This is a genomic window from Burkholderiaceae bacterium DAT-1, from assembly GCA_019084025.1.
Lineage (GTDB): Bacteria > Pseudomonadota > Gammaproteobacteria > Burkholderiales > Chitinimonadaceae > DAT-1.
Genome location: JAHRBI010000007.1, coordinates 26500 through 42649, shown reverse-complemented (window position 1 = coordinate 42649; position 16150 = coordinate 26500). Strand labels below are relative to the sequence as shown.

The window sequence follows — 16150 nt, the reverse complement described above, 5'->3', positions numbered from 1 at the left end:
AGATCATGCCAAAAATTACCGTCCTGCCGCACGCAACCTTGTGTCCGGAAGGCGCACAGCTGGATGCCGAATCGGGCAAGACCATCTGCGAAATCCTGCTGCACAATTACATTCGCATCGAGCACGCCTGCGAACAGAGCTGCGCCTGCACCACCTGCCACGTCATCGTGCGCGAGGGCTTCAATAGCCTGAATGAAGCGACAGAGGACGAAGAAGACCTGCTGGACAAGGCCTGGGGCCTGACCGCCCTGTCGCGTCTGTCCTGTCAGGCAGTGGTGGCAGACAAGGATCTGGTTGTTGAAATCCCCAAGTACACCATCAATCATGCCCGCGAAGGCCATGACAGCGACTGGGAAGTGTAAATCATGAAATGGACCGACTCCCGCGATATCGCCATCGAACTGGCGGATAAATTCCCCGATATCGACCCCAAAACCGTACGCTTCACCGATCTGATGAAATGGGTGATGGAGCTGGACGGATTCGAGGACGATGCCAAGCATTGCGGCGAGAAAATTCTCGAGGCGATTCAACTTTGCTGGATGGATGAGGCGGAATAATCTTCTCCATGATCAAGCGCATCAATCACGCAACCCCTGCAGATTGAATACTTGACCCACCTCCCCTGAGGTCTGCCACAATTGGGGCTTCACGACTTTCTGCAAGGAAATGCCATGTTGCTCCACGCCGAACAAAGCGTGCTATTGGTGGTAGACGTTCAGGACAAGCTCGTTCCCGGCATTCACGAAGCGCCGCGCATGGTGGCCGCAGTCAAGTGGCTGATTGATGCGGCTGTGTTGAATCAAGTCCCCGTGCTGTTCTCCGAGCAATATCCGCAAGGGCTGGGCGGCACACTTCAGCTGCTGCGCAATGCCGCGCCCGAGGCACAGGTTGTCGCCAAAACGGCTTTCTCTTGCGTATCTGCGCAATGCATTCCCGATACAACCTGGGAGTCGCGCCCGCAGATCGTAGTGTGCGGCATGGAAGCGCATGTCTGCGTGATGCAAACTGCACTGGAACTCGCCAGTGCCGGTCATGCTGTGTTTCTGGTGGCAGATGCCATTGGCTCCCGCAACGATGATGATCGCCTGATGGCACTGGATCGCGCCCGCGCAGCTGGCGTCACCGTTATTTCCCGCGAAATGGCGCTGTTCGAATGGGTACGTGATGCCAAGGCGCCGCATTTCAGGGAAGCCAGCAAACGCCTGCTGATGGCGCCGCCCGCGCTCAGCTTTGCCGAAGTGCTCAGCACGCTGCCTAAGGTGGACAAGCTATCGGCTCTGCAATTGTGGCGCGATGGCAAGCTGGAGGCCGTCATCGAAAACAAGCCCGGTCAGGCAGGCTCGCTAGCGGTCTACCATGCCCTGTTCCAGCGATTCGGTGCGATTACGCCCAAGGCTGCACGTCTGGGTCAGTGGCTGTATGGCGAACACACGGCAGATGCCCGCCAGCATCCCGGCAAGCATCCCAATATCGATCGTCTGATTGCGCTGGAAACGACGGGGGGTGGATTTGGGGTTAGGCTGGTTACAAGCGACTGATCCCCAAAGTCATGCATATCAAACATGAAACATTCCTGGCAGGTGTATCCATCTATGCCTGTCAGGCTAGCCATTCATTGCATCGTTGCCACGATCACCAAGAATTGCGGGCATATTATCAGTCCAGACTGCCGCCCGGTGTTGTCGCAAGGAAGTTATTGGAGATTAAGCATCCAAAAGACCGATGGCCTTCATTGTTTTTTAAGCGTTACCCAAATGCAGCGTTAGTCGCGCAGATGGCTCAATTTCTATTTGATTTTCAGGATGTGCTGGAAAGTAGCCAACCGAATGGTGAACAGCTGGCTTTACTTCGCTACTGCTTGGGTCATGCATCAGACAAATTCGCATTCGCTCTCAAGCTTCATCGCAATAGGATAAATATTTACGATGTGACCTTCCTTGGCCGAAATGAGTGCACAGGCCCAGGTCTTGAAATTGAAGCAATGATTGGTGAGAACTGGTTGGATACCAGTTCTCAACTCACCGCCCCGCCCTCAACCTTCACATCCCCCCGCTGAACCAGTGCAACGCTCAGCGCCACCCGCACCGCCTCGATCATGTCTTCCAGTTTCATGCTCGGGGCGCCGGGGTGCTGGCAGGCTTGCTGCGGCAGGAAGGGAATGTGCATGAAGCCGCCGCGACAATCTGTTCTGCCAGCAAGCAGATCCATCAGGCCATAAAACACATGGTTGCAGACAAAGGTACCAGCTGATTGCGAAACAGATGCCGGGATACCCGCAGCGCGCAGTCCGGCAACCATGGCCTTGATCGGCAGCGTAGAAAAGTAGGCGGCCGGGCCGGATGCGTTCACCGGTTCGTCAATCGGCTGCTTGCCGGCATTGTCGGGAATGCGCGCATCGTCCACATTGATGGCAACACGCTCCAGCGTGATATCCGGCCTGCCGCCTGCCTGTCCCATGGCCAGTACCAGCACCGGCTGGTGAGCTGCAACGGCCTCACGCATCACCCGGATAGCCTCGCCAAATACACAGGGTACTTGTACCGCGACGACAGTTGCATCACCAATGCGCGAACCGTGCAAGCTGCGCACCACTTCCCAGGATGGATTGATTGTTTCACCGCCGAATGGATCGAATCCGGTCAGCAGGATGGTAGCGGGTCGGGTATGAGGCATGGTTTATTTCCTGAACATCAGTAAATTCATCAGAACAATATTGATCAGCAGAATACCAAGCGCAGTTGGAATCTGCCGTTTGATCACGGCATTGCGGTCTTCCAGATCCAGTAAGGTGGCGGGCACGATATTGAAATTTGCAGCCATGGGCGTCATCAGCGTGCCGCAGTAGCCGGAAAACATCCCGATCGCCGCCATCACAGCCGGATCACCATGGTACTGGCCCACCAGTACCGGTATTCCGATGCCCGCCGTCATCACCGGAAAAGCCGCAAACGCATTGCCCATGATCATGGTGAACAGCGTCATGCTGACCGCGTAGGTGCCGACGGCAGCCCAGCGCTGGTCCATCGGCAGATACTGGGTGGCAAGATGCGCGACCGCCTTGCCGACGCCCACATCGTTAAACAGCATGCCGAGCATGGCCAGCAACTGCGGCAGAATCACGGCATAGCCCATGGCTTCGAGCAGACGTTTGGTTTCGTGTACAGATTGCGCCGGGCGCGCCCCCGTCAGGCGGTGGGCCCAGGCCAGCGCAATCAGGCAGCCGATTCCCAGACTCACCATGGTGAGATTACCCTGATCCAGCAGTGGCTTGCCGCCAAAGTGCATATCCTTGAGCAGTACCGCACCCACAACAGTCAACAGGGGAATCAGCAGCGAGGGTGCAAATAGCCAGTTCCCCAGACGGGCGACATGAGCCAGACGCTCCGATACATCAGGCGCATGCTCCTGTCCCTTGCCTACTCCGCCTAATCCACCCAGCAGGGCCAGCAGTAAGACCAGCGCACCCGAATACGCGGGCGGCAACCAGGTCGAGCACACCATCAATGCGCCATAGACACCCCAGAAGAGTGCGCTGGTATGACGCTTCGGATTACTGCTATCCCGCCACGCCAGTACGCCAACCAGCATGAGTGCCAGCCCAGCCAGCACGTAAAAGAATTCGATCTTAATCATGGCTGGCCACCCTTCCCGCCCTGCATGCGGGCGAGCGTCCGGTCCATACGCAGCAAGCGCACCGCATGCAGCAAGAAGGCAAAACAGGCCGTGGGCAGCCCCCAGAAGGCAATATCCATCGGGTTGGTTGGGATACCGCTCTCTTTCAGGAACGTATGCATCAGAATCACGGCACCGAACGCCACAAAGACATCTTCCCCAAAAAAGAGGCCGACATTATCTGTCGCCGCACTCATTGCGCGGAGATGGGTACGGGTCGCGTCATCTAGCTCGCCATGCGCACGCTCTGTCGCGCCTTCAATCATCGGCACCACTACCGGGCGGATGGTCTGCGCGTGCCCCGCGACGCCAGTGAGCCCCAGCGCTGCCGTGATTTCACGGAAAGCCAGATACACCACCAGCAGGCGTCCGGCGGTGGCGCCCGCAATCTTACTGATCCAATTGCGCGCCTGATCACGGAGGCCATAGCGCTCCATCAGGCCGGTTACGGCCAGTGGCAGCAAAAGAATCAGGGTGAGATTCTGAGTTTTGGTGAAGCCTTTGCCCAGCGCTTCGAGAATGCCGGTGAAGGGCAGGCCCGAGGCTAGACCGGCAGCAACGCCGGCGGTGACGACCACCAGCAGGGGATTAAACCTGAGAATAAATCCGATCACGATCAGCACAATGCCGATCAATGGCCATAAATTGACTGCGACCTCCAAAACCTGCTCCCTGATTGCTTTATGGGCGCATTCTATCTGGTTTGGACAATGGCACCTATTCGTAAAGCCACTGAAAGCCAATGAAACGACAGATTTATGCTAAGGGATTGACGAGACAAGCATCAAGCGGTTGTATGAAAGCGAACGGCATTTACCACCTCGCCCGCCGCTCCAGGCATGGATGCATTCATTAATCCATGTGCATCATATTGCACTACGCTTGCACGCAAAGCGCGGGTGAGCTCGTCATGCGGACGAGGTGCCGGAGAAGCAGGGGGTGTTATTGCCTGTGAGTGCACAGGCTGTGTCATAGAAGAGATGCGCATCGCGTTCCAATCCCCTCAAAAAGATGGAGAGAATGTGTCATCTTGCCATTCGAAAACTACTTTACCGGAAGATGCGCGGGAAACCACTTCATTTCCGATACAAGGCGGGCAGATGAATTACCGCTTATCGTGCGGGGACGCGATCCGAATGCCTGCCGCCAGCAGCGTGTCTTTCGCTCGTTGTGCGAATTGCAACGCATGCTGCCCATCACCGTGAAGGCAGATTGTATCAATCTGCAACCGTATATCCGTTCCAGACCGAGTGTGAACACAGCCATCCCGCACCATACAGAGCATCTGCATCAGCATGGCTTCATCGGATGCCAGTAATGCCCCGGGCTGACTACGCGGTACCAGGTGACCCGATTCGGTATAGCCGCGATCCGCAAATCCTTCGCTCAAAGGCTTCAGCCCTGCATGTTCGATCGCGTCTATCATGACACTGTTAGCCAACCCCGTTACCGCAAGCATCGGATCGATATCCGCGACTGCATCGGCAATACATTTCGCGAGAGCGGGGTCGCGTGCGGCCTGATTGTATAACGCACCGTGCGGTTTCACATGGGTGAGTCTCCCGCCCTCAGCATTAACAATCGCCTGCAGCGCGCCTACTTGATAAAGGATACCTGCACGTACTTCATCCAGTGGCAGCTGCATCTCCCTGCGACCAAAATGCTCAGGGTCGAGATAGCCGGGATGCGCGCCAATCGCCACCCCCGCCTGAATCGCAGCACGAACCAGCGCCTGCATCTGGATTGCACTCCCGGCATGCCAGCCACAGGCAATATTGATCGAGGACACATACTGTAGCAGCTGAACATCATAGCCTGCGCCCTCTCCCACATCGGCATTCAGGTCGATTGTACGGTCAGGCGAATGGGGGGAAGTCATGTGAAGTTCATTCATGTTGGACGAGCCAGTGCTTTTGCTAATTTATTCAACCAGTGTTGCTGCATGCGCAAAGCTGCAAATGCCGAATCGCGGCTACAACATTCGAAATGGATACGCTGTCCCGGACGCAATTGCCCCATGCACCACCAATCCGCTTCAATCACAGATGCAATACGCGGATATCCGCCAGTGGCTTGCGCATCTGCCCCGAGTACGATAGGCAATCCATCAGGCGGCAATTGAATCACGCCCTGCATCACGCCATGTGAACGCATCTCAGGCCGGTCAACCATCGTGATCTGCGCCCCTTCCAGCCGGTACCCCATCCGATTAGCGTGAGGCGATATTTTCCAATCGGTGCCCAAAAGCGCGCGCTGCCCTGTGGTACCCAGTTGATTCCACTCGGGCCCCTCCAGTACGCGCAGCACCGTGCGAGCCTCTGGCAGTCGTATTTTTCCGGGGGAGGCCATGTACGTAGCGCCCGATAAGCGCAATTGCGCACCCGACTTCAGCATCTGCCCCAATCCGGCCTGCACATCGGTACTTTTCGAGCCCATGTACACAGGAACATCGAACCCTCCCGCGACTGCAAGAATAGCGCGACATCCCGTGCCGGCAGGTCCGAGACGCAAAATTTGTCCGGCACGAACAGATAGCGTGTAGCCACGCTGAACGGGATGTTCATCCAAGGTTGCGCCGCATTCAGCTCCGGTCAGGGCAATCGTGGCAGGCGATTCGAACCGTATGGCACAAGGCGGCATCGTAAACTCTAGAATCGCTTCGTACTCGCCATTTCCGACCAGCATATTCGCCAGCCTCATCGAAAGTGCATCCATCGCCCCCGCTGATGTGACACCGACGTGGCGATATCCAAACCGGCCATGATCCTGAATCAGCGCTTGCACGGGTGATTTGAGTAATGTGATCATGTTCGCCCGCCCGCCTGCACAAACCGGACGCAATCACCCGGTCGCAGCAACGTAGGCGGATTGGCTGCAGGGTCGAAGAGCGGCGTAGCCGTCCGACCAATGATTTGCCAGCCACCGGGTGAGGCCAGCGGATAGATCCCCGTCTGACTCCCGCCAATCGCCACGGCGCCCGAGGGCACTGTCAGTCGCGGAGTCCCGCGGCGAGGACAGGATATACGTTCGTCCATCCCCCCCAGATAGGCAAAGCCCGGCATAAACCCCAAAAAGAATACTGTATAGATTGGCTCTCCATGCAGGCGAATGACGTCAGCCTCACTCAGGCGTGTAAGACTTGCGACCTCAGACAAATCAGGTCCGAACTCGCCACCATATTGAACTGGAATGTCAATCAGCCTGCCGTTTGCATGCTCATCACACTGTATGTCTCGTATGCTGGACAGCCAAGTCTCCACCTCGTGCTCATGACACTGCAACGGATCCAGCATCACCGTTAGATTATTCATACCGGGTACGACATCACGCACACCGGATTGCAAGCGTATTGCGTCTGCAAGCGCCCATATCCGCTGCTGAACATTGATCTCAACAACGCCCAGCCATTCAAGCGTACAAGCGGACTCATTGAGCCAGACACATCGCCAGTTCGCATCAAACTTTGCGCGCAACATACTCCCCCTGGAACGTCACGCAGACTTCATCTGCGACGCGCACCTCGACAACAACCGCCAGTCTGCCGAGACCCTTTCGCGACAGCATCCGCACAAAACGCGCCTGAGCATCTCCATCAATCGCTCGCGGGACAATGATCATTTTTCCCGTGACCGGCAGGGCGTACTCAATCGTACTGCGCTGAATGACGATCTCGACACCGTGTCCTGCATCATGCTTATCCAGTATGCGCAAGCAGGCGCACCAGCCGGCAAGTGTCGCCAATGCAGACAAACTCCCGCCAAACCCGGTGCCTTTGTCGTTTACATTGGGCTCAAGCGGCGCAACTAGGTGAAGTCCATCCTCATCAGCAACCACCCCAACCTGCATGGCCTGCGCGAGGGGTATTGAATGGTGAAGTAATTCAGACCAGTTTCTTTGCATAACGATGATGTGAGTGAGGTTTGAGAATGCGCAGTGTCGCATGAGCAGACGGAGCAGAACAGGCTTCACGCTGATTTTTTGATTTGTGCAGGCGCTATCAAAAAATGGCAGGATGACGTCATAATGCAGCCTGCCCCATCCAATTCTCATACCATGCGCATTATCACATCCACTTTACTCAGCATCATCTGCCTAGCAGCACATGCAGAAGACCTTATCCGGCTGGGCAACCTGAAGTTTGCGCACTATGGTGCCGTGTCTTACATCAAGGAAATTGCGCCGCAATGTGGCTTCAGGGTGGAAGAGCGATTGTTCTCAAAAGGTGTCGACATGTTACCCGCCATCCTCGCGGGCGAACTCGACGTGGCCGCAAGTGCAAGTGATGCTGCAATTGTTGGCCGATCTGTCGGCGCACCGATCTATGCAGTGGCGGGTTTTTCAAAGGGGGGAGCGCGATTAGTCGCTCGCACAGATCAACCCATTCAGTCACTTGCCGACTTAAAGGGTAAAACGGTTGGCGTGACACGCGGTGGCGCACACGAACTCCTGCTCGCAGCGGAACTGGCTCAGGCGGGGTTAACATGGTCGGATCAGGCTGGCTCCGATGTGCGCATCATTTATCTGGGTTTTTCCGAGCTGAATCAGGCGCTAGCTGCACGTCAGATTGATGCCATGATGCAATCAGAGCCCTATTCTGCCCAGGCAATCAACAAAAAGCTGGGCATAGAGGTAATGAAACCGTACGACACGCCGCTAGGCGAACCGGTTCGTGCGCTGGTCATGACAGAGTCGCTTTATCAGAAACGCGACATCGCTTTAAAATTCATGCAATGCTTCGTGCGTGCGACACGCATGTTCCAAAAGCATCCGCATATGGCAGAACGGTATGTGCGTCATACCTTATTCAAAGGGCAGGTCAGCCATGATGATTATGAGGCGGCCATTGCCAATGCACCCTACTCGCTTGATCTGAGCGAATCTCACATTCAAATCACCACCGACCTCATGATGAAGTACGGTATAGGTCGAATGACTGCACCGCCACGCGCCCAGAATTGGGTAAAATTAGATGTGCTCGAAGAGGCAAAGCGGTTAGAAAAGGAATAGCTGCGCGCAGAACGCTGTGCCTTGTCAGTCCTTATCCTGACAAGGCACATACGCCCGTTACAGCGGTGTGATATTCAACTTGTTGAACAGTGCCTTATCGCCTTCCACTTCCGGATTGCCAGTGGTTAGCAGCTTGTCGCCGTAAAATATCGAGTTGGCGCCTGCCAGAAAGCACAGTGCCTGTACACTTTCCGGCATCTGCTGACGGCCAGCGGACAAACGTACGAAGCTCTTTGGCAGCGTAATACGGGCAACCGCGATGGTGCGCACGAATTCGGTCCAGTCGAGCTGTTCAGTACCCTCCAGTGGCGTACCTTCAACTTGCACCAGATTGTTGATCGGCACCGACTCCGGCTGGGGATCAAGGTTGGCCAATTGCGCGATCAAGCCAGCACGGCCAAGGGTTTCCTCACCCATGCCCACAATACCGCCACAGCAGACATGAATGTCTGCTTCGCGCACCTGGCGCAGCGTATCCAGACGGTCGTCGTACTCACGAGTCGTGACAATATTGCCGTACTCATCCGGTGCGGTATCCAGATTGTGATTGTAGTAATCCAGCCCGGCGTCTTTCAGCTGACCAGCCATGCCTTCTTTCAGCAGACCGAGTGTCGCGCAGGTTTCCAGACCCAGTGATTTCACACCGGCGATCATCTTCTTCACTTCATCCAGATCACGCTGCTTGGGGCCACGCCATGCGGCACCCATGCAGAAGCGTGAGGCGCCAGCATCCTTGGCGGCACGTGCTGCGGCAAGTACATCGTCCAGCGGCAGCATCGCCTGATTTTCCACGCCAGTGTCGTAGCGGACGGATTGCGGGCAGTAGCCACAATCTTCCGGACAACCGCCAGTCTTGATCGATAGCAGCGTCGATAACTGCACCTTATTGGCATCGAAATGCTGACGATGCACCGTCTGAGCCTGGAAAAGCAGATCGTTGAATGGCAGGTTGAACAGGGCTTCGATTGCCTCAACCGTCCAGCGCTGAGTTTCCGGATGCGGCACAGACTTTTTGTGAAAGGTGACAGCTTGACTCGTGGTGATTTCACTCATGGGGATTCTGCTTAGATTGTATTTGGGTACAACCCGCATGATGGTTGCAAGCTACAGACTTGTCAAATTTTAACCACCTGCAAATTAAACGACTTTTCAGTCATTAATTCAGTAAGATGACGTTTTATATTTTTTATATTTACATGACGCCTATCCTGTCAAGATTACTGCCGGAGCAGTGCGTACTGTGCCAGGCAGCCAAAGCCCGCAACGGCCTCTGTGCCAGGTGCCAGCTACTCATCCCCCGCAAATATGGTCCGGCCTGCCCGGTCTGCGCGGTCGACATGCCTCAGGATGCGCGCTGCAATGCCTGCGGTGAGCTCGATACGCCATTCATCGCGACGGAAGCCGCATGCCATTATCGCTGGCCATTGGATAACCTGATTCAACACTGGAAATATGGGCCTGATATTCGCCTGTCCAGGTCACTTGGATATTTACTTCACAATTCAGCCAGGCGACTTCCTTTGCCAGACATCGTGGTACCCATGCCCATTCATAGCAGCCGCGAGCGCGAGCGAGGTTTTAATCAATCCTGGGAACTGATTCGCTACCTCCCTGCACCGTGGAAAAAACATGCTCAATCCCAGCTACTGACACGTACCCGGCAAACAGGCATGCAATCGCACCGCTCAGCAGATGCGCGCATACGTGCATTAGCCGGGGCCTTCTCAGTTTCACGCCCATTGCAGGGAGAATCGGTAGTCATTGTGGATGATGTCCTGACAACTGGCAGCAGCATGCGGCACGTATCTGCAGCACTTCGTCGTGCGGGCGCGGGTGAGATTCGTTGCCTTGTTCTGGCTCGCGCGGACAGTCCGTATGAGGATAGCCATGCAAGTTGGGCGGATTTCACCTAAAATCTCCGCTTAATTACGGAAGTTGCCATGTTCGCCGTTATCCTGTTCCAGCCTGAAATCCCGCCCAATACGGGTAATATTATCCGCATGTGTGCCAATACGGGCGCCGAGCTACATTTGGTTAAGCCACTTGGTTTTCCATTGGATGATGCGAAGATGCGCCGGGCAGGACTGGATTATCACGAATATGCGCAAATGAAGGTGCATGATTGCTGGGAAGATTGTGCACAGTCATTGAATGGTCGGCGCATCTTTGCCATGACTACGCATGGATCAACACGTTACGACAAAGTCGCCTATCAGCCCGGCGATGCTTTTCTGTTCGGACGCGAATCTGCAGGGCTTCCGGCAGAGCTGCGTAACAGCTTTCCGGAAGATCGTCGAATCAAGCTACCAATGATGCCGGATAATCGCAGCCTGAATCTTTCCAATGCTGCAGCCGTTACCGTATTTGAAGCCTGGCGTCAGCATGGATTTGCCGGTGGCCAGCTTTAGCAAGAAGCATAAAGCCGCTTATTGATCAGGCACTTGTTGCCCGCCAGGCGTTGAATCGACAATCTGGGCAGGCGTGCCTCCTTCATGCTGCTCGGCGACAAACACCCGATTTTTACCTGCCTTTTTAGCGCGGTACATCGCCAGATCCGCACGCTCTATTGCATCGTCCTGCGGTTCTCCGGGACGGTATGCCGTGACGCCCGCACTAAACGTAATCAGCAATTTTTCCCGATTATGCATAAAGAATCTGCGGGTTAGATCACGCTGCACGCGCTGCATGATGGCGGCAGCTTCAACCTCGTGGGTCTCAGGTAACAGTATGACAAACTCTTCCCCACCATAGCGAGCAACCACATCGGATGGCCGAAGTACGTCCTTGACCACTTTAACCAGATGCTTCAATGCGTCGTCACCCGCATGATGCCCCAAGCGGTCATTCAACATCTTGAAGTTATCGATATCCAGCATGGCAATCGTCAGACTGGACCTCGTGCGCTGCATGCGCGCAAGCTCTGATCCAAAAGCCTCATCGAATCCACGACGATTAAGCGCCCCGGTAAGTTGATCCTCTCTTACCTTTTCGCTCATGCTCTTTAGTTCAGCCTCCAGTGCATCGATACGTGCCCGGGACAGCTGTACCTGCTCGCGCGCCAGATCAAGTTCTACCCGCGACCGGTCAATTTCACCGTGGATGCGACGGGTATCCACGGATAAATCTTGCAAAACATCACGAATATCTGCCAGTTCCCGCGCGGCAGCAATACGCCTTTCATAGTGCTGTACCCGATCACCGAAGCCCCCAGTCGAGGCTGCCATTTGCCCGATACGATCCACCATGCTGGCAATGAGTGACTTCATTTCCTGTTGCGCGGCATCCAGCTCCTGGCGACGCTCACGCTGGTGATTCACCAACTGCCCCAAAGTCTGTTCGGCATGATACAAACGCATCGGTTTGACCGGGGGTTCAAGTACGCCCCTGAGCAAGGCCAGTTGCCCATCCATCCAGGCATCATTCCCCGATAAGACAGAGATATTATCCAGCATTAGATCAAATAGATTGCGCATCGATGCGCTTACCCGCTGATCCTGCCTTAAGAGATGGTCTAATCGCTTCAGAATAACCCAAATCCCCGCCTCTACTTTCTGCACATCCTCGGCCGACATGGCTTGCTGTGCCTGTTGCAATAGGGATTGAATCAATGGTTCAAGTTCGGGGTATGGACAAGCACCCTTTTGCGCAAAGGCGTCGAGCAGCCGCAGGCTCAGTGCTTGCCACCCTTCGGATTGCACCGGTTTCTCAACCTGGGGTGCCTCATCTGCAGCGACTTCGATGGGACGCGACGTTCTGACCGCCTCTTCCCAGCGCTCAATCATTCCATTTAGGTTTTCATTCAGGCCTTCTGCATCATGCGCGTAGCGCCGCAGCATCGAACTGAGCATTTCTCGCTTACGCACAGGGGAAAATCCGGCATTGCGGATATCCCATTGCCGAATTAATGCCTCAATCAGCCCAGACCACGGCACGAGTGCCGGCATTTGCCTGCCAATCAGGTGAAAGAAGCGCTCACGAAAGGTGTCGGGCGATATGGAAATCCCTTCAGCTATCAGCTGATTGATCACCTCTTGCGCGACTGCTTCCCGACTATGCCCACCATGCATGACTCACCTACTCAACCTGACGGTTTGATGTATCCAAGCCAGTATAGGAGGAGATCCGGGTACTCGCGCCTCACATCGGATATCTCACCCGATGATTCGCCGAATGGCATGTCTGACAGGCCCATATCCAGACTCGTAGATTCAGCGGAAATGCAAAAAGCCAGTCCGAAGACTGGCTTTTTAAACTTAACGCTGCTGATCCCCGAGGATCGCAGCAGATCAAGCGATCACTGAATTATTCAGCAACCACGGTGACCTTGATGTTGGCGAGCACGTCATGGTGCAGAGCAACCACGAGGTCGTATTCGCCGATGGTCTTGAACGGACCTTCCGGCAGACGGATTTCGGTCTTGGCAACAGCCACGCCCGAAGCAGCAGCAACAGCAGCAGCCAGATCGTGGTTGGTCACGGAACCGAACAGACGACCGTCAACGCCAGCCTTCTGAGCCACGGTCACGGTCAGGCCTTCCAGCTTTTCAGCACGGGCTTGAGCTTGAGCCAGGATGTCAGCTTGTTGCTTTTCCAGTTCAGCGCGACGAGCTTCGAAAGCCTTCAGATTGGCTTCAGTAGCACGCTTTGCCTTGCCTTGAGGGATCAGGAAGTTACGTGCGTAACCGTCCTTAACCTTAACGATGTCGCCCAGGGAACCCAGGTTAGCAACTTTTTCGAGCAGAATGATTTGCATAGTTAAATTCCTCCGCCCGACTTAGTGCAGGTCTGTGTAAGGCATCAGAGCCAGGAAACGAGCACGCTTGATCGCGGTGGACAGCTGGCGTTGATAGCGAGCCTTGGTACCGGTGATACGTGCCGGGATGATACGACCGTTTTCGCTGATGAAATCCTTCAGCAGGTTGACATCCTTGTAATCAACTTCCTTGATGCCTTCAGCGGTAAAGCGGCAGAATTTCCGACGCTTGAACAAATGACGGGACATAATGACCTCTCGATTCAGAATTCGTGATGTGCAAGCTCAGGATCGATTTTCCAGTCCGTGACATGCAGGACCAGGCTGGCGGGATGTCGCCGGCTGCGAGCAGCCATGAATCCCTTCACGATCAGGGTCGTCCCTTCGGAGACCTTCGTGAGTGCCACGGCGTGTTCGCCGATTGCCTGACAGATGAATTCGCATTGCACCTGTCGTTTGAATCCTGATTCTGTCTGTTCCGACTCATGAAAGAGTCTGAACTCGTAGACCGGAATGCCTGCCGGGGTATAGCGCAGATCGGAGAATTCTCCGGCTTTGCCGCTTGCTACCACCGTATTGCGGGCACTCAAGCTGTTCTCACACAAAAAGTTTTACACCAGGCGTTACACGCCCAATGGGCTTAAGCAGCCTCGCGACCTTCAGCGGCCGGAGTCAGCGACTTGGACTTCTCTTCCTTCATCATCGGTGACGGTTCGGTCACTGCACGATCAGCCTTGATCGTCAGGTGACGCAGAACTGCATCGTTGAACTTGAAGGCGTGTTCGAGTTCGTCCAGGGTGCCCTGGGAGATTTCCACGTTCATCAGAACGTAGTGAGCCTTGTGGATCTTCTGGATCGGGTAAGCCAGTTGACGACGGCCCCAGTCTTCCAGGCGGTGAATGTTACCGCTCTGGCTGGTAATCATCGACTTGTAACGCTCGATCATGGCGGGCACTTGCTCGCTTTGATCGGGATGCACGATGAACACGATTTCATAGTGTCGCATGTGATCTCCTTCTGGATCATTAAGCCTCCCGCCATGCGAGCGGTGAGGCAAGGGTGAAAAGTCCAGCATCATACCGGACTTTGTTTATAGATGACAAGGGATTATCAGCGGGACGAATGAATCAGGCAGATGCCGGTCCGCTGCGCAGGGTCATGCCGTCGTATCCGACTTCGATACCGGCAGGTAATCGTGCAGACAGCGCCTCGTACTCCAGCTCGTGTGTCATATGGAAGAAGACAGTACGTTTTGCGCCGATGCGCTGCGCGGCCGCAATCGACTGCTCCACCCCGAAATGGGTGAAATGCGGTTCGTTGCGCAGGCAGTCCAGCATCAGGATATCCAGTCCTTCGAGAAGCGGTAAACTGGACTCGGGAATCTCGGATACATCGGTCAGATAAGCCACATTTCCGATTCGATAGCCCAGAATAGGCCACTTCCCGTGCATGACCGGCACCGGAATGATGTCTACGCCGTTAAAGGTAAACGGTCCCTCTACCGTGTTCAGTTCCAGCACGGGCTTATCCCAGTGCGGGCCGGGTGGAAGGATGGTGTAATAGAATCGCTTGGCGATATCTTCCATCATGAAGGCATTGCCAAATACCGGAATCCCGGCGCGACGCACATAGCAAAAGGCGCGCAGATCATCGATGCCATTCAGGTGATCGGCGTGCGGGTGCGTATACAGCACGGCATCCACACTGGTCAGCCCCTCGCGCAAAGATTGCTGGCGCAGATCGGGGCCTGTATCAATCAGGAACGTCAGTCCGTTCACCCGCAATACGGTGGATGAGCGCGTGCGGACATTTCGCGGATTAGTCGACGTACAGGTAGGGCAATGACAGCCAATGGCGGGTGACCCGCCACTCGATCCCACTCCCAGCATCAGTACGTCTACGGCGGTCATGCCAGCCTGCCTTCCAGCTTGAACAGGCGCACAAAGTTAGCTGTCGTTGCAGCAGCCACTTCGGTCACCGGAATGCCGCGCAAGTCAGCAATACACTCAGCCACATGCTTGACCAGCGCCGGATGGTTGAGCTTGCCTCGGAACGGAACAGGTGCCAGATAGGGCGAATCCGTCTCAATCAGCAGGCGATCAAGGGGAACCATGGTCGCCACTTCGCGCACCTGCTTGGCATTCTTGAAGGTGACAATGCCAGACATGGAAATGTGAAAGTTCAAATCCAGTGCGGCCTCGGCGACTTCACGGGTCTCGGTGAAGCAATGCATCACACCGCCCACTTCATCCGCTCCCTCTTCTTTCATGATGCGCAGCGTGTCCTCAGCGGCATTGCGGGTATGAATGATCAGTGGCTTGCTGCACTGGCGCGCGGCGCGGATATGGGTACGAAAGCGTTCGCGCTGCCATTCGAGATCACCCGTCAGCCGGTAGTAATCCAGACCGGTTTCGCCAATGGCGATGACTTTAGGATGTTGCGCCATCTCGCACAACTGGTCGACGCTGGCCTCTGCCTCATCCTCATAATCAGGATGTACGCCGACTGACGCCCAGATTTCCGGGAAACGCTCGGCCAGTGCAACCACATTTGGCCATTTTGGCAGATTGACTGATACGCAAAGCGCATGCGTCACCCTGTTTGCCTGCATGTTCAGGCGAAGGTCGTCGATTTGCTCAACCAGCTCCGGGAAATCAATATGGCAGTGCGAATCAATAAACATGGCGGCACACAAACTCAATGCATACAAAGGCGC

22 protein-coding genes are annotated in these 16150 nt (G+C 55.3%); 7 read left to right on the top strand and 15 right to left on the bottom strand.

Features of this window, described 5'->3' with window-relative positions:
• Nucleotides 1–5 precede the first annotated feature (5 nt).
• The 4 genes from fdx (at nt 6) to KSF73_15185 (ending at nt 2059) form a co-directional block, all read left to right on the top strand.
• Entirely contained in the window at nt 6–362 is a 357-nt protein-coding gene (gene fdx, locus KSF73_15200) for an ISC system 2Fe-2S type ferredoxin (protein MBV1777065.1), read from the top strand.
• 3 nt (nt 363–365) lie between these two features.
• The gene (iscX, locus tag KSF73_15195; GenBank protein MBV1777064.1) at nt 366–560 is read left to right on the top strand and encodes a Fe-S cluster assembly protein IscX; all 195 of its coding nucleotides are present in this window, start codon (nt 366–368) and stop codon (nt 558–560) included.
• A 114-nt stretch (nt 561–674) separates the two neighbouring features.
• Nucleotides 675–1541, top strand: coding sequence for an isochorismatase family protein (locus tag KSF73_15190; protein ID MBV1777063.1), 867 nt, complete (start codon nt 675–677; stop codon nt 1539–1541).
• A gap of 11 nt (nt 1542–1552) precedes the next feature.
• Nucleotides 1553–2059, top strand: coding sequence for a hypothetical protein (locus tag KSF73_15185; GenBank protein MBV1777062.1), 507 nt, complete (start codon nt 1553–1555; stop codon nt 2057–2059).
• Here the strand turns inward: KSF73_15185 and pcp are convergent.
• From pcp to KSF73_15150, 7 genes are all read right to left on the bottom strand, one after another.
• Complete coding sequence (pcp, locus tag KSF73_15180; GenBank protein ID MBV1777061.1) at nt 2017–2676, bottom strand: pyroglutamyl-peptidase I; 660 nt, start codon at nt 2674–2676, stop codon at nt 2017–2019. The two genes, KSF73_15185 and pcp, sit on opposite strands and share 43 nt — an antisense overlap.
• A 3-nt stretch (nt 2677–2679) precedes the next feature.
• Nucleotides 2680–3636 carry a DUF979 domain-containing protein gene (locus KSF73_15175; protein ID MBV1777060.1) on the bottom strand — a complete coding sequence of 319 codons (957 nt, stop codon included), beginning with the start codon at nt 3634–3636 and terminating at the stop codon, nt 2680–2682.
• On the bottom strand, nt 3633–4337 hold the full coding sequence (locus tag KSF73_15170) for a DUF969 domain-containing protein (protein MBV1777059.1): 705 nt from the start codon (nt 4335–4337) through the stop codon (nt 3633–3635). The genes KSF73_15175 and KSF73_15170 overlap by 4 nt, the downstream gene beginning before the upstream one ends.
• A 443-nt stretch (nt 4338–4780) precedes the next feature.
• Nucleotides 4781–5554 carry a 5-oxoprolinase subunit PxpA gene (gene pxpA / locus KSF73_15165; protein ID MBV1777058.1) on the bottom strand — a complete coding sequence of 258 codons (774 nt, stop codon included), beginning with the start codon at nt 5552–5554 and terminating at the stop codon, nt 4781–4783.
• 11 nt (nt 5555–5565) lie between these two features.
• Nucleotides 5566–6483, bottom strand: a complete 918-nt coding sequence (locus KSF73_15160; GenBank protein MBV1777057.1) for a biotin-dependent carboxyltransferase family protein — start codon at nt 6481–6483, stop codon at nt 5566–5568.
• Nucleotides 6480–7151 carry a 5-oxoprolinase subunit PxpB gene (gene pxpB, locus KSF73_15155; protein ID MBV1777056.1) on the bottom strand — a complete coding sequence of 224 codons (672 nt, stop codon included), beginning with the start codon at nt 7149–7151 and terminating at the stop codon, nt 6480–6482. Before pxpB ends, KSF73_15160 begins: the two co-directional genes overlap by 4 nt.
• The gene (locus tag KSF73_15150; protein MBV1777055.1) at nt 7132–7575 is read right to left on the bottom strand and encodes a thioesterase domain-containing protein; all 444 of its coding nucleotides are present in this window, start codon (nt 7573–7575) and stop codon (nt 7132–7134) included. The genes pxpB and KSF73_15150 overlap by 20 nt, the downstream gene beginning before the upstream one ends.
• A gap of 153 nt (nt 7576–7728) precedes the next feature.
• Here KSF73_15150 and KSF73_15145 point away from each other — a divergent pair, with 153 nt between their 5' ends.
• Entirely contained in the window at nt 7729–8682 is a 954-nt protein-coding gene (locus KSF73_15145; protein ID MBV1777054.1) for an ABC transporter substrate-binding protein, read from the top strand.
• Nucleotides 8683–8739: 57 nt separating this feature from the next.
• On the opposite strand, the gene bioB is transcribed toward KSF73_15145, so the two are convergent.
• Nucleotides 8740–9735, bottom strand: coding sequence for a biotin synthase BioB (gene bioB / locus KSF73_15140; protein ID MBV1777053.1), 996 nt, complete (start codon nt 9733–9735; stop codon nt 8740–8742).
• A gap of 143 nt (nt 9736–9878) precedes the next feature.
• Here bioB and KSF73_15135 point away from each other — a divergent pair, with 143 nt between their 5' ends.
• Complete coding sequence (locus tag KSF73_15135) at nt 9879–10595, top strand: ComF family protein (protein ID MBV1777052.1); 717 nt, start codon at nt 9879–9881, stop codon at nt 10593–10595.
• A 27-nt stretch (nt 10596–10622) separates the two neighbouring features.
• Nucleotides 10623–11090, top strand: a complete 468-nt coding sequence (gene trmL, locus KSF73_15130; GenBank protein ID MBV1777051.1) for a tRNA (uridine(34)/cytosine(34)/5-carboxymethylaminomethyluridine(34)-2'-O)-methyltransferase TrmL — start codon at nt 10623–10625, stop codon at nt 11088–11090.
• Nucleotides 11091–11108: 18 nt separating this feature from the next.
• On the opposite strand, the gene KSF73_15125 is transcribed toward trmL, so the two are convergent.
• The 7 genes from KSF73_15125 to KSF73_15095 form a co-directional block, all read right to left on the bottom strand.
• A complete protein-coding gene (locus KSF73_15125; GenBank protein ID MBV1777050.1) occupies nt 11109–12749 on the bottom strand; it encodes a GGDEF domain-containing protein in 1641 nt (546 codons plus the stop codon).
• A gap of 235 nt (nt 12750–12984) precedes the next feature.
• Nucleotides 12985–13434 carry a 50S ribosomal protein L9 gene (gene rplI, locus KSF73_15120; GenBank protein MBV1777049.1) on the bottom strand — a complete coding sequence of 150 codons (450 nt, stop codon included), beginning with the start codon at nt 13432–13434 and terminating at the stop codon, nt 12985–12987.
• 21 nt (nt 13435–13455) lie between these two features.
• Nucleotides 13456–13683 carry a 30S ribosomal protein S18 gene (gene rpsR / locus KSF73_15115; protein ID MBV1777048.1) on the bottom strand — a complete coding sequence of 76 codons (228 nt, stop codon included), beginning with the start codon at nt 13681–13683 and terminating at the stop codon, nt 13456–13458.
• Between the two features lie 14 nt (nt 13684–13697).
• Nucleotides 13698–14024 carry a primosomal replication protein N gene (priB, locus tag KSF73_15110; protein MBV1777047.1) on the bottom strand — a complete coding sequence of 109 codons (327 nt, stop codon included), beginning with the start codon at nt 14022–14024 and terminating at the stop codon, nt 13698–13700.
• 50 nt (nt 14025–14074) lie between these two features.
• On the bottom strand, nt 14075–14440 hold the full coding sequence (rpsF, locus tag KSF73_15105) for a 30S ribosomal protein S6 (protein ID MBV1777046.1): 366 nt from the start codon (nt 14438–14440) through the stop codon (nt 14075–14077).
• A gap of 121 nt (nt 14441–14561) precedes the next feature.
• Nucleotides 14562–15344 (bottom strand): MBL fold metallo-hydrolase, encoded by a 783-nt coding sequence (locus KSF73_15100; GenBank protein MBV1777045.1) that lies wholly within the window; start codon nt 15342–15344, stop codon nt 14562–14564.
• Nucleotides 15341–16117, bottom strand: coding sequence for a TatD family hydrolase (locus tag KSF73_15095; GenBank protein MBV1777044.1), 777 nt, complete (start codon nt 16115–16117; stop codon nt 15341–15343). The genes KSF73_15100 and KSF73_15095 overlap by 4 nt, the downstream gene beginning before the upstream one ends.
• Between the last annotated feature and the right edge of the window lie 33 nt (nt 16118–16150).

What these genes read in the sequence shown, in the direction of transcription:
- KSF73_15125 (MBV1777050.1), bottom strand. Translation starts at nt 12,749, where the DNA reads ATGCATGGTGGGCATAGTCGGGAAGCAGTCGCGCAAGAGGTGATCAAT.
- pxpA (MBV1777058.1), bottom strand. Translation starts at nt 5,554, where the DNA reads ATGACTTCCCCCCATTCGCCTGACCGTACAATCGACCTGAATGCCGAT.
- rpsF (MBV1777046.1), bottom strand. Translation starts at nt 14,440, where the DNA reads ATGCGACACTATGAAATCGTGTTCATCGTGCATCCCGATCAAAGCGAG.
- KSF73_15095 (MBV1777044.1), bottom strand. Translation starts at nt 16,117, where the DNA reads ATGTTTATTGATTCGCACTGCCATATTGATTTCCCGGAGCTGGTTGAG.
- KSF73_15175 (MBV1777060.1), bottom strand. Translation starts at nt 3,636, where the DNA reads ATGATTAAGATCGAATTCTTTTACGTGCTGGCTGGGCTGGCACTCATG.
- KSF73_15190 (MBV1777063.1), top strand. Translation starts at nt 675, where the DNA reads ATGTTGCTCCACGCCGAACAAAGCGTGCTATTGGTGGTAGACGTTCAG.
- rpsR (MBV1777048.1), bottom strand. Translation starts at nt 13,683, where the DNA reads ATGTCCCGTCATTTGTTCAAGCGTCGGAAATTCTGCCGCTTTACCGCT.
- bioB (MBV1777053.1), bottom strand. Translation starts at nt 9,735, where the DNA reads ATGAGTGAAATCACCACGAGTCAAGCTGTCACCTTTCACAAAAAGTCT.
- pcp (MBV1777061.1), bottom strand. Translation starts at nt 2,676, where the DNA reads ATGCCTCATACCCGACCCGCTACCATCCTGCTGACCGGATTCGATCCA.
- rplI (MBV1777049.1), bottom strand. Translation starts at nt 13,434, where the DNA reads ATGCAAATCATTCTGCTCGAAAAAGTTGCTAACCTGGGTTCCCTGGGC.
- fdx (MBV1777065.1), top strand. Translation starts at nt 6, where the DNA reads ATGCCAAAAATTACCGTCCTGCCGCACGCAACCTTGTGTCCGGAAGGC.
- KSF73_15100 (MBV1777045.1), bottom strand. Translation starts at nt 15,344, where the DNA reads ATGACCGCCGTAGACGTACTGATGCTGGGAGTGGGATCGAGTGGCGGG.
- iscX (MBV1777064.1), top strand. Translation starts at nt 366, where the DNA reads ATGAAATGGACCGACTCCCGCGATATCGCCATCGAACTGGCGGATAAA.
- KSF73_15150 (MBV1777055.1), bottom strand. Translation starts at nt 7,575, where the DNA reads ATGCAAAGAAACTGGTCTGAATTACTTCACCATTCAATACCCCTCGCG.
- pxpB (MBV1777056.1), bottom strand. Translation starts at nt 7,151, where the DNA reads ATGTTGCGCGCAAAGTTTGATGCGAACTGGCGATGTGTCTGGCTCAAT.
- KSF73_15160 (MBV1777057.1), bottom strand. Translation starts at nt 6,483, where the DNA reads ATGATCACATTACTCAAATCACCCGTGCAAGCGCTGATTCAGGATCAT.
- KSF73_15145 (MBV1777054.1), top strand. Translation starts at nt 7,729, where the DNA reads ATGCGCATTATCACATCCACTTTACTCAGCATCATCTGCCTAGCAGCA.
- KSF73_15135 (MBV1777052.1), top strand. Translation starts at nt 9,879, where the DNA reads ATGACGCCTATCCTGTCAAGATTACTGCCGGAGCAGTGCGTACTGTGC.
- KSF73_15185 (MBV1777062.1), top strand. Translation starts at nt 1,553, where the DNA reads ATGCATATCAAACATGAAACATTCCTGGCAGGTGTATCCATCTATGCC.
- trmL (MBV1777051.1), top strand. Translation starts at nt 10,623, where the DNA reads ATGTTCGCCGTTATCCTGTTCCAGCCTGAAATCCCGCCCAATACGGGT.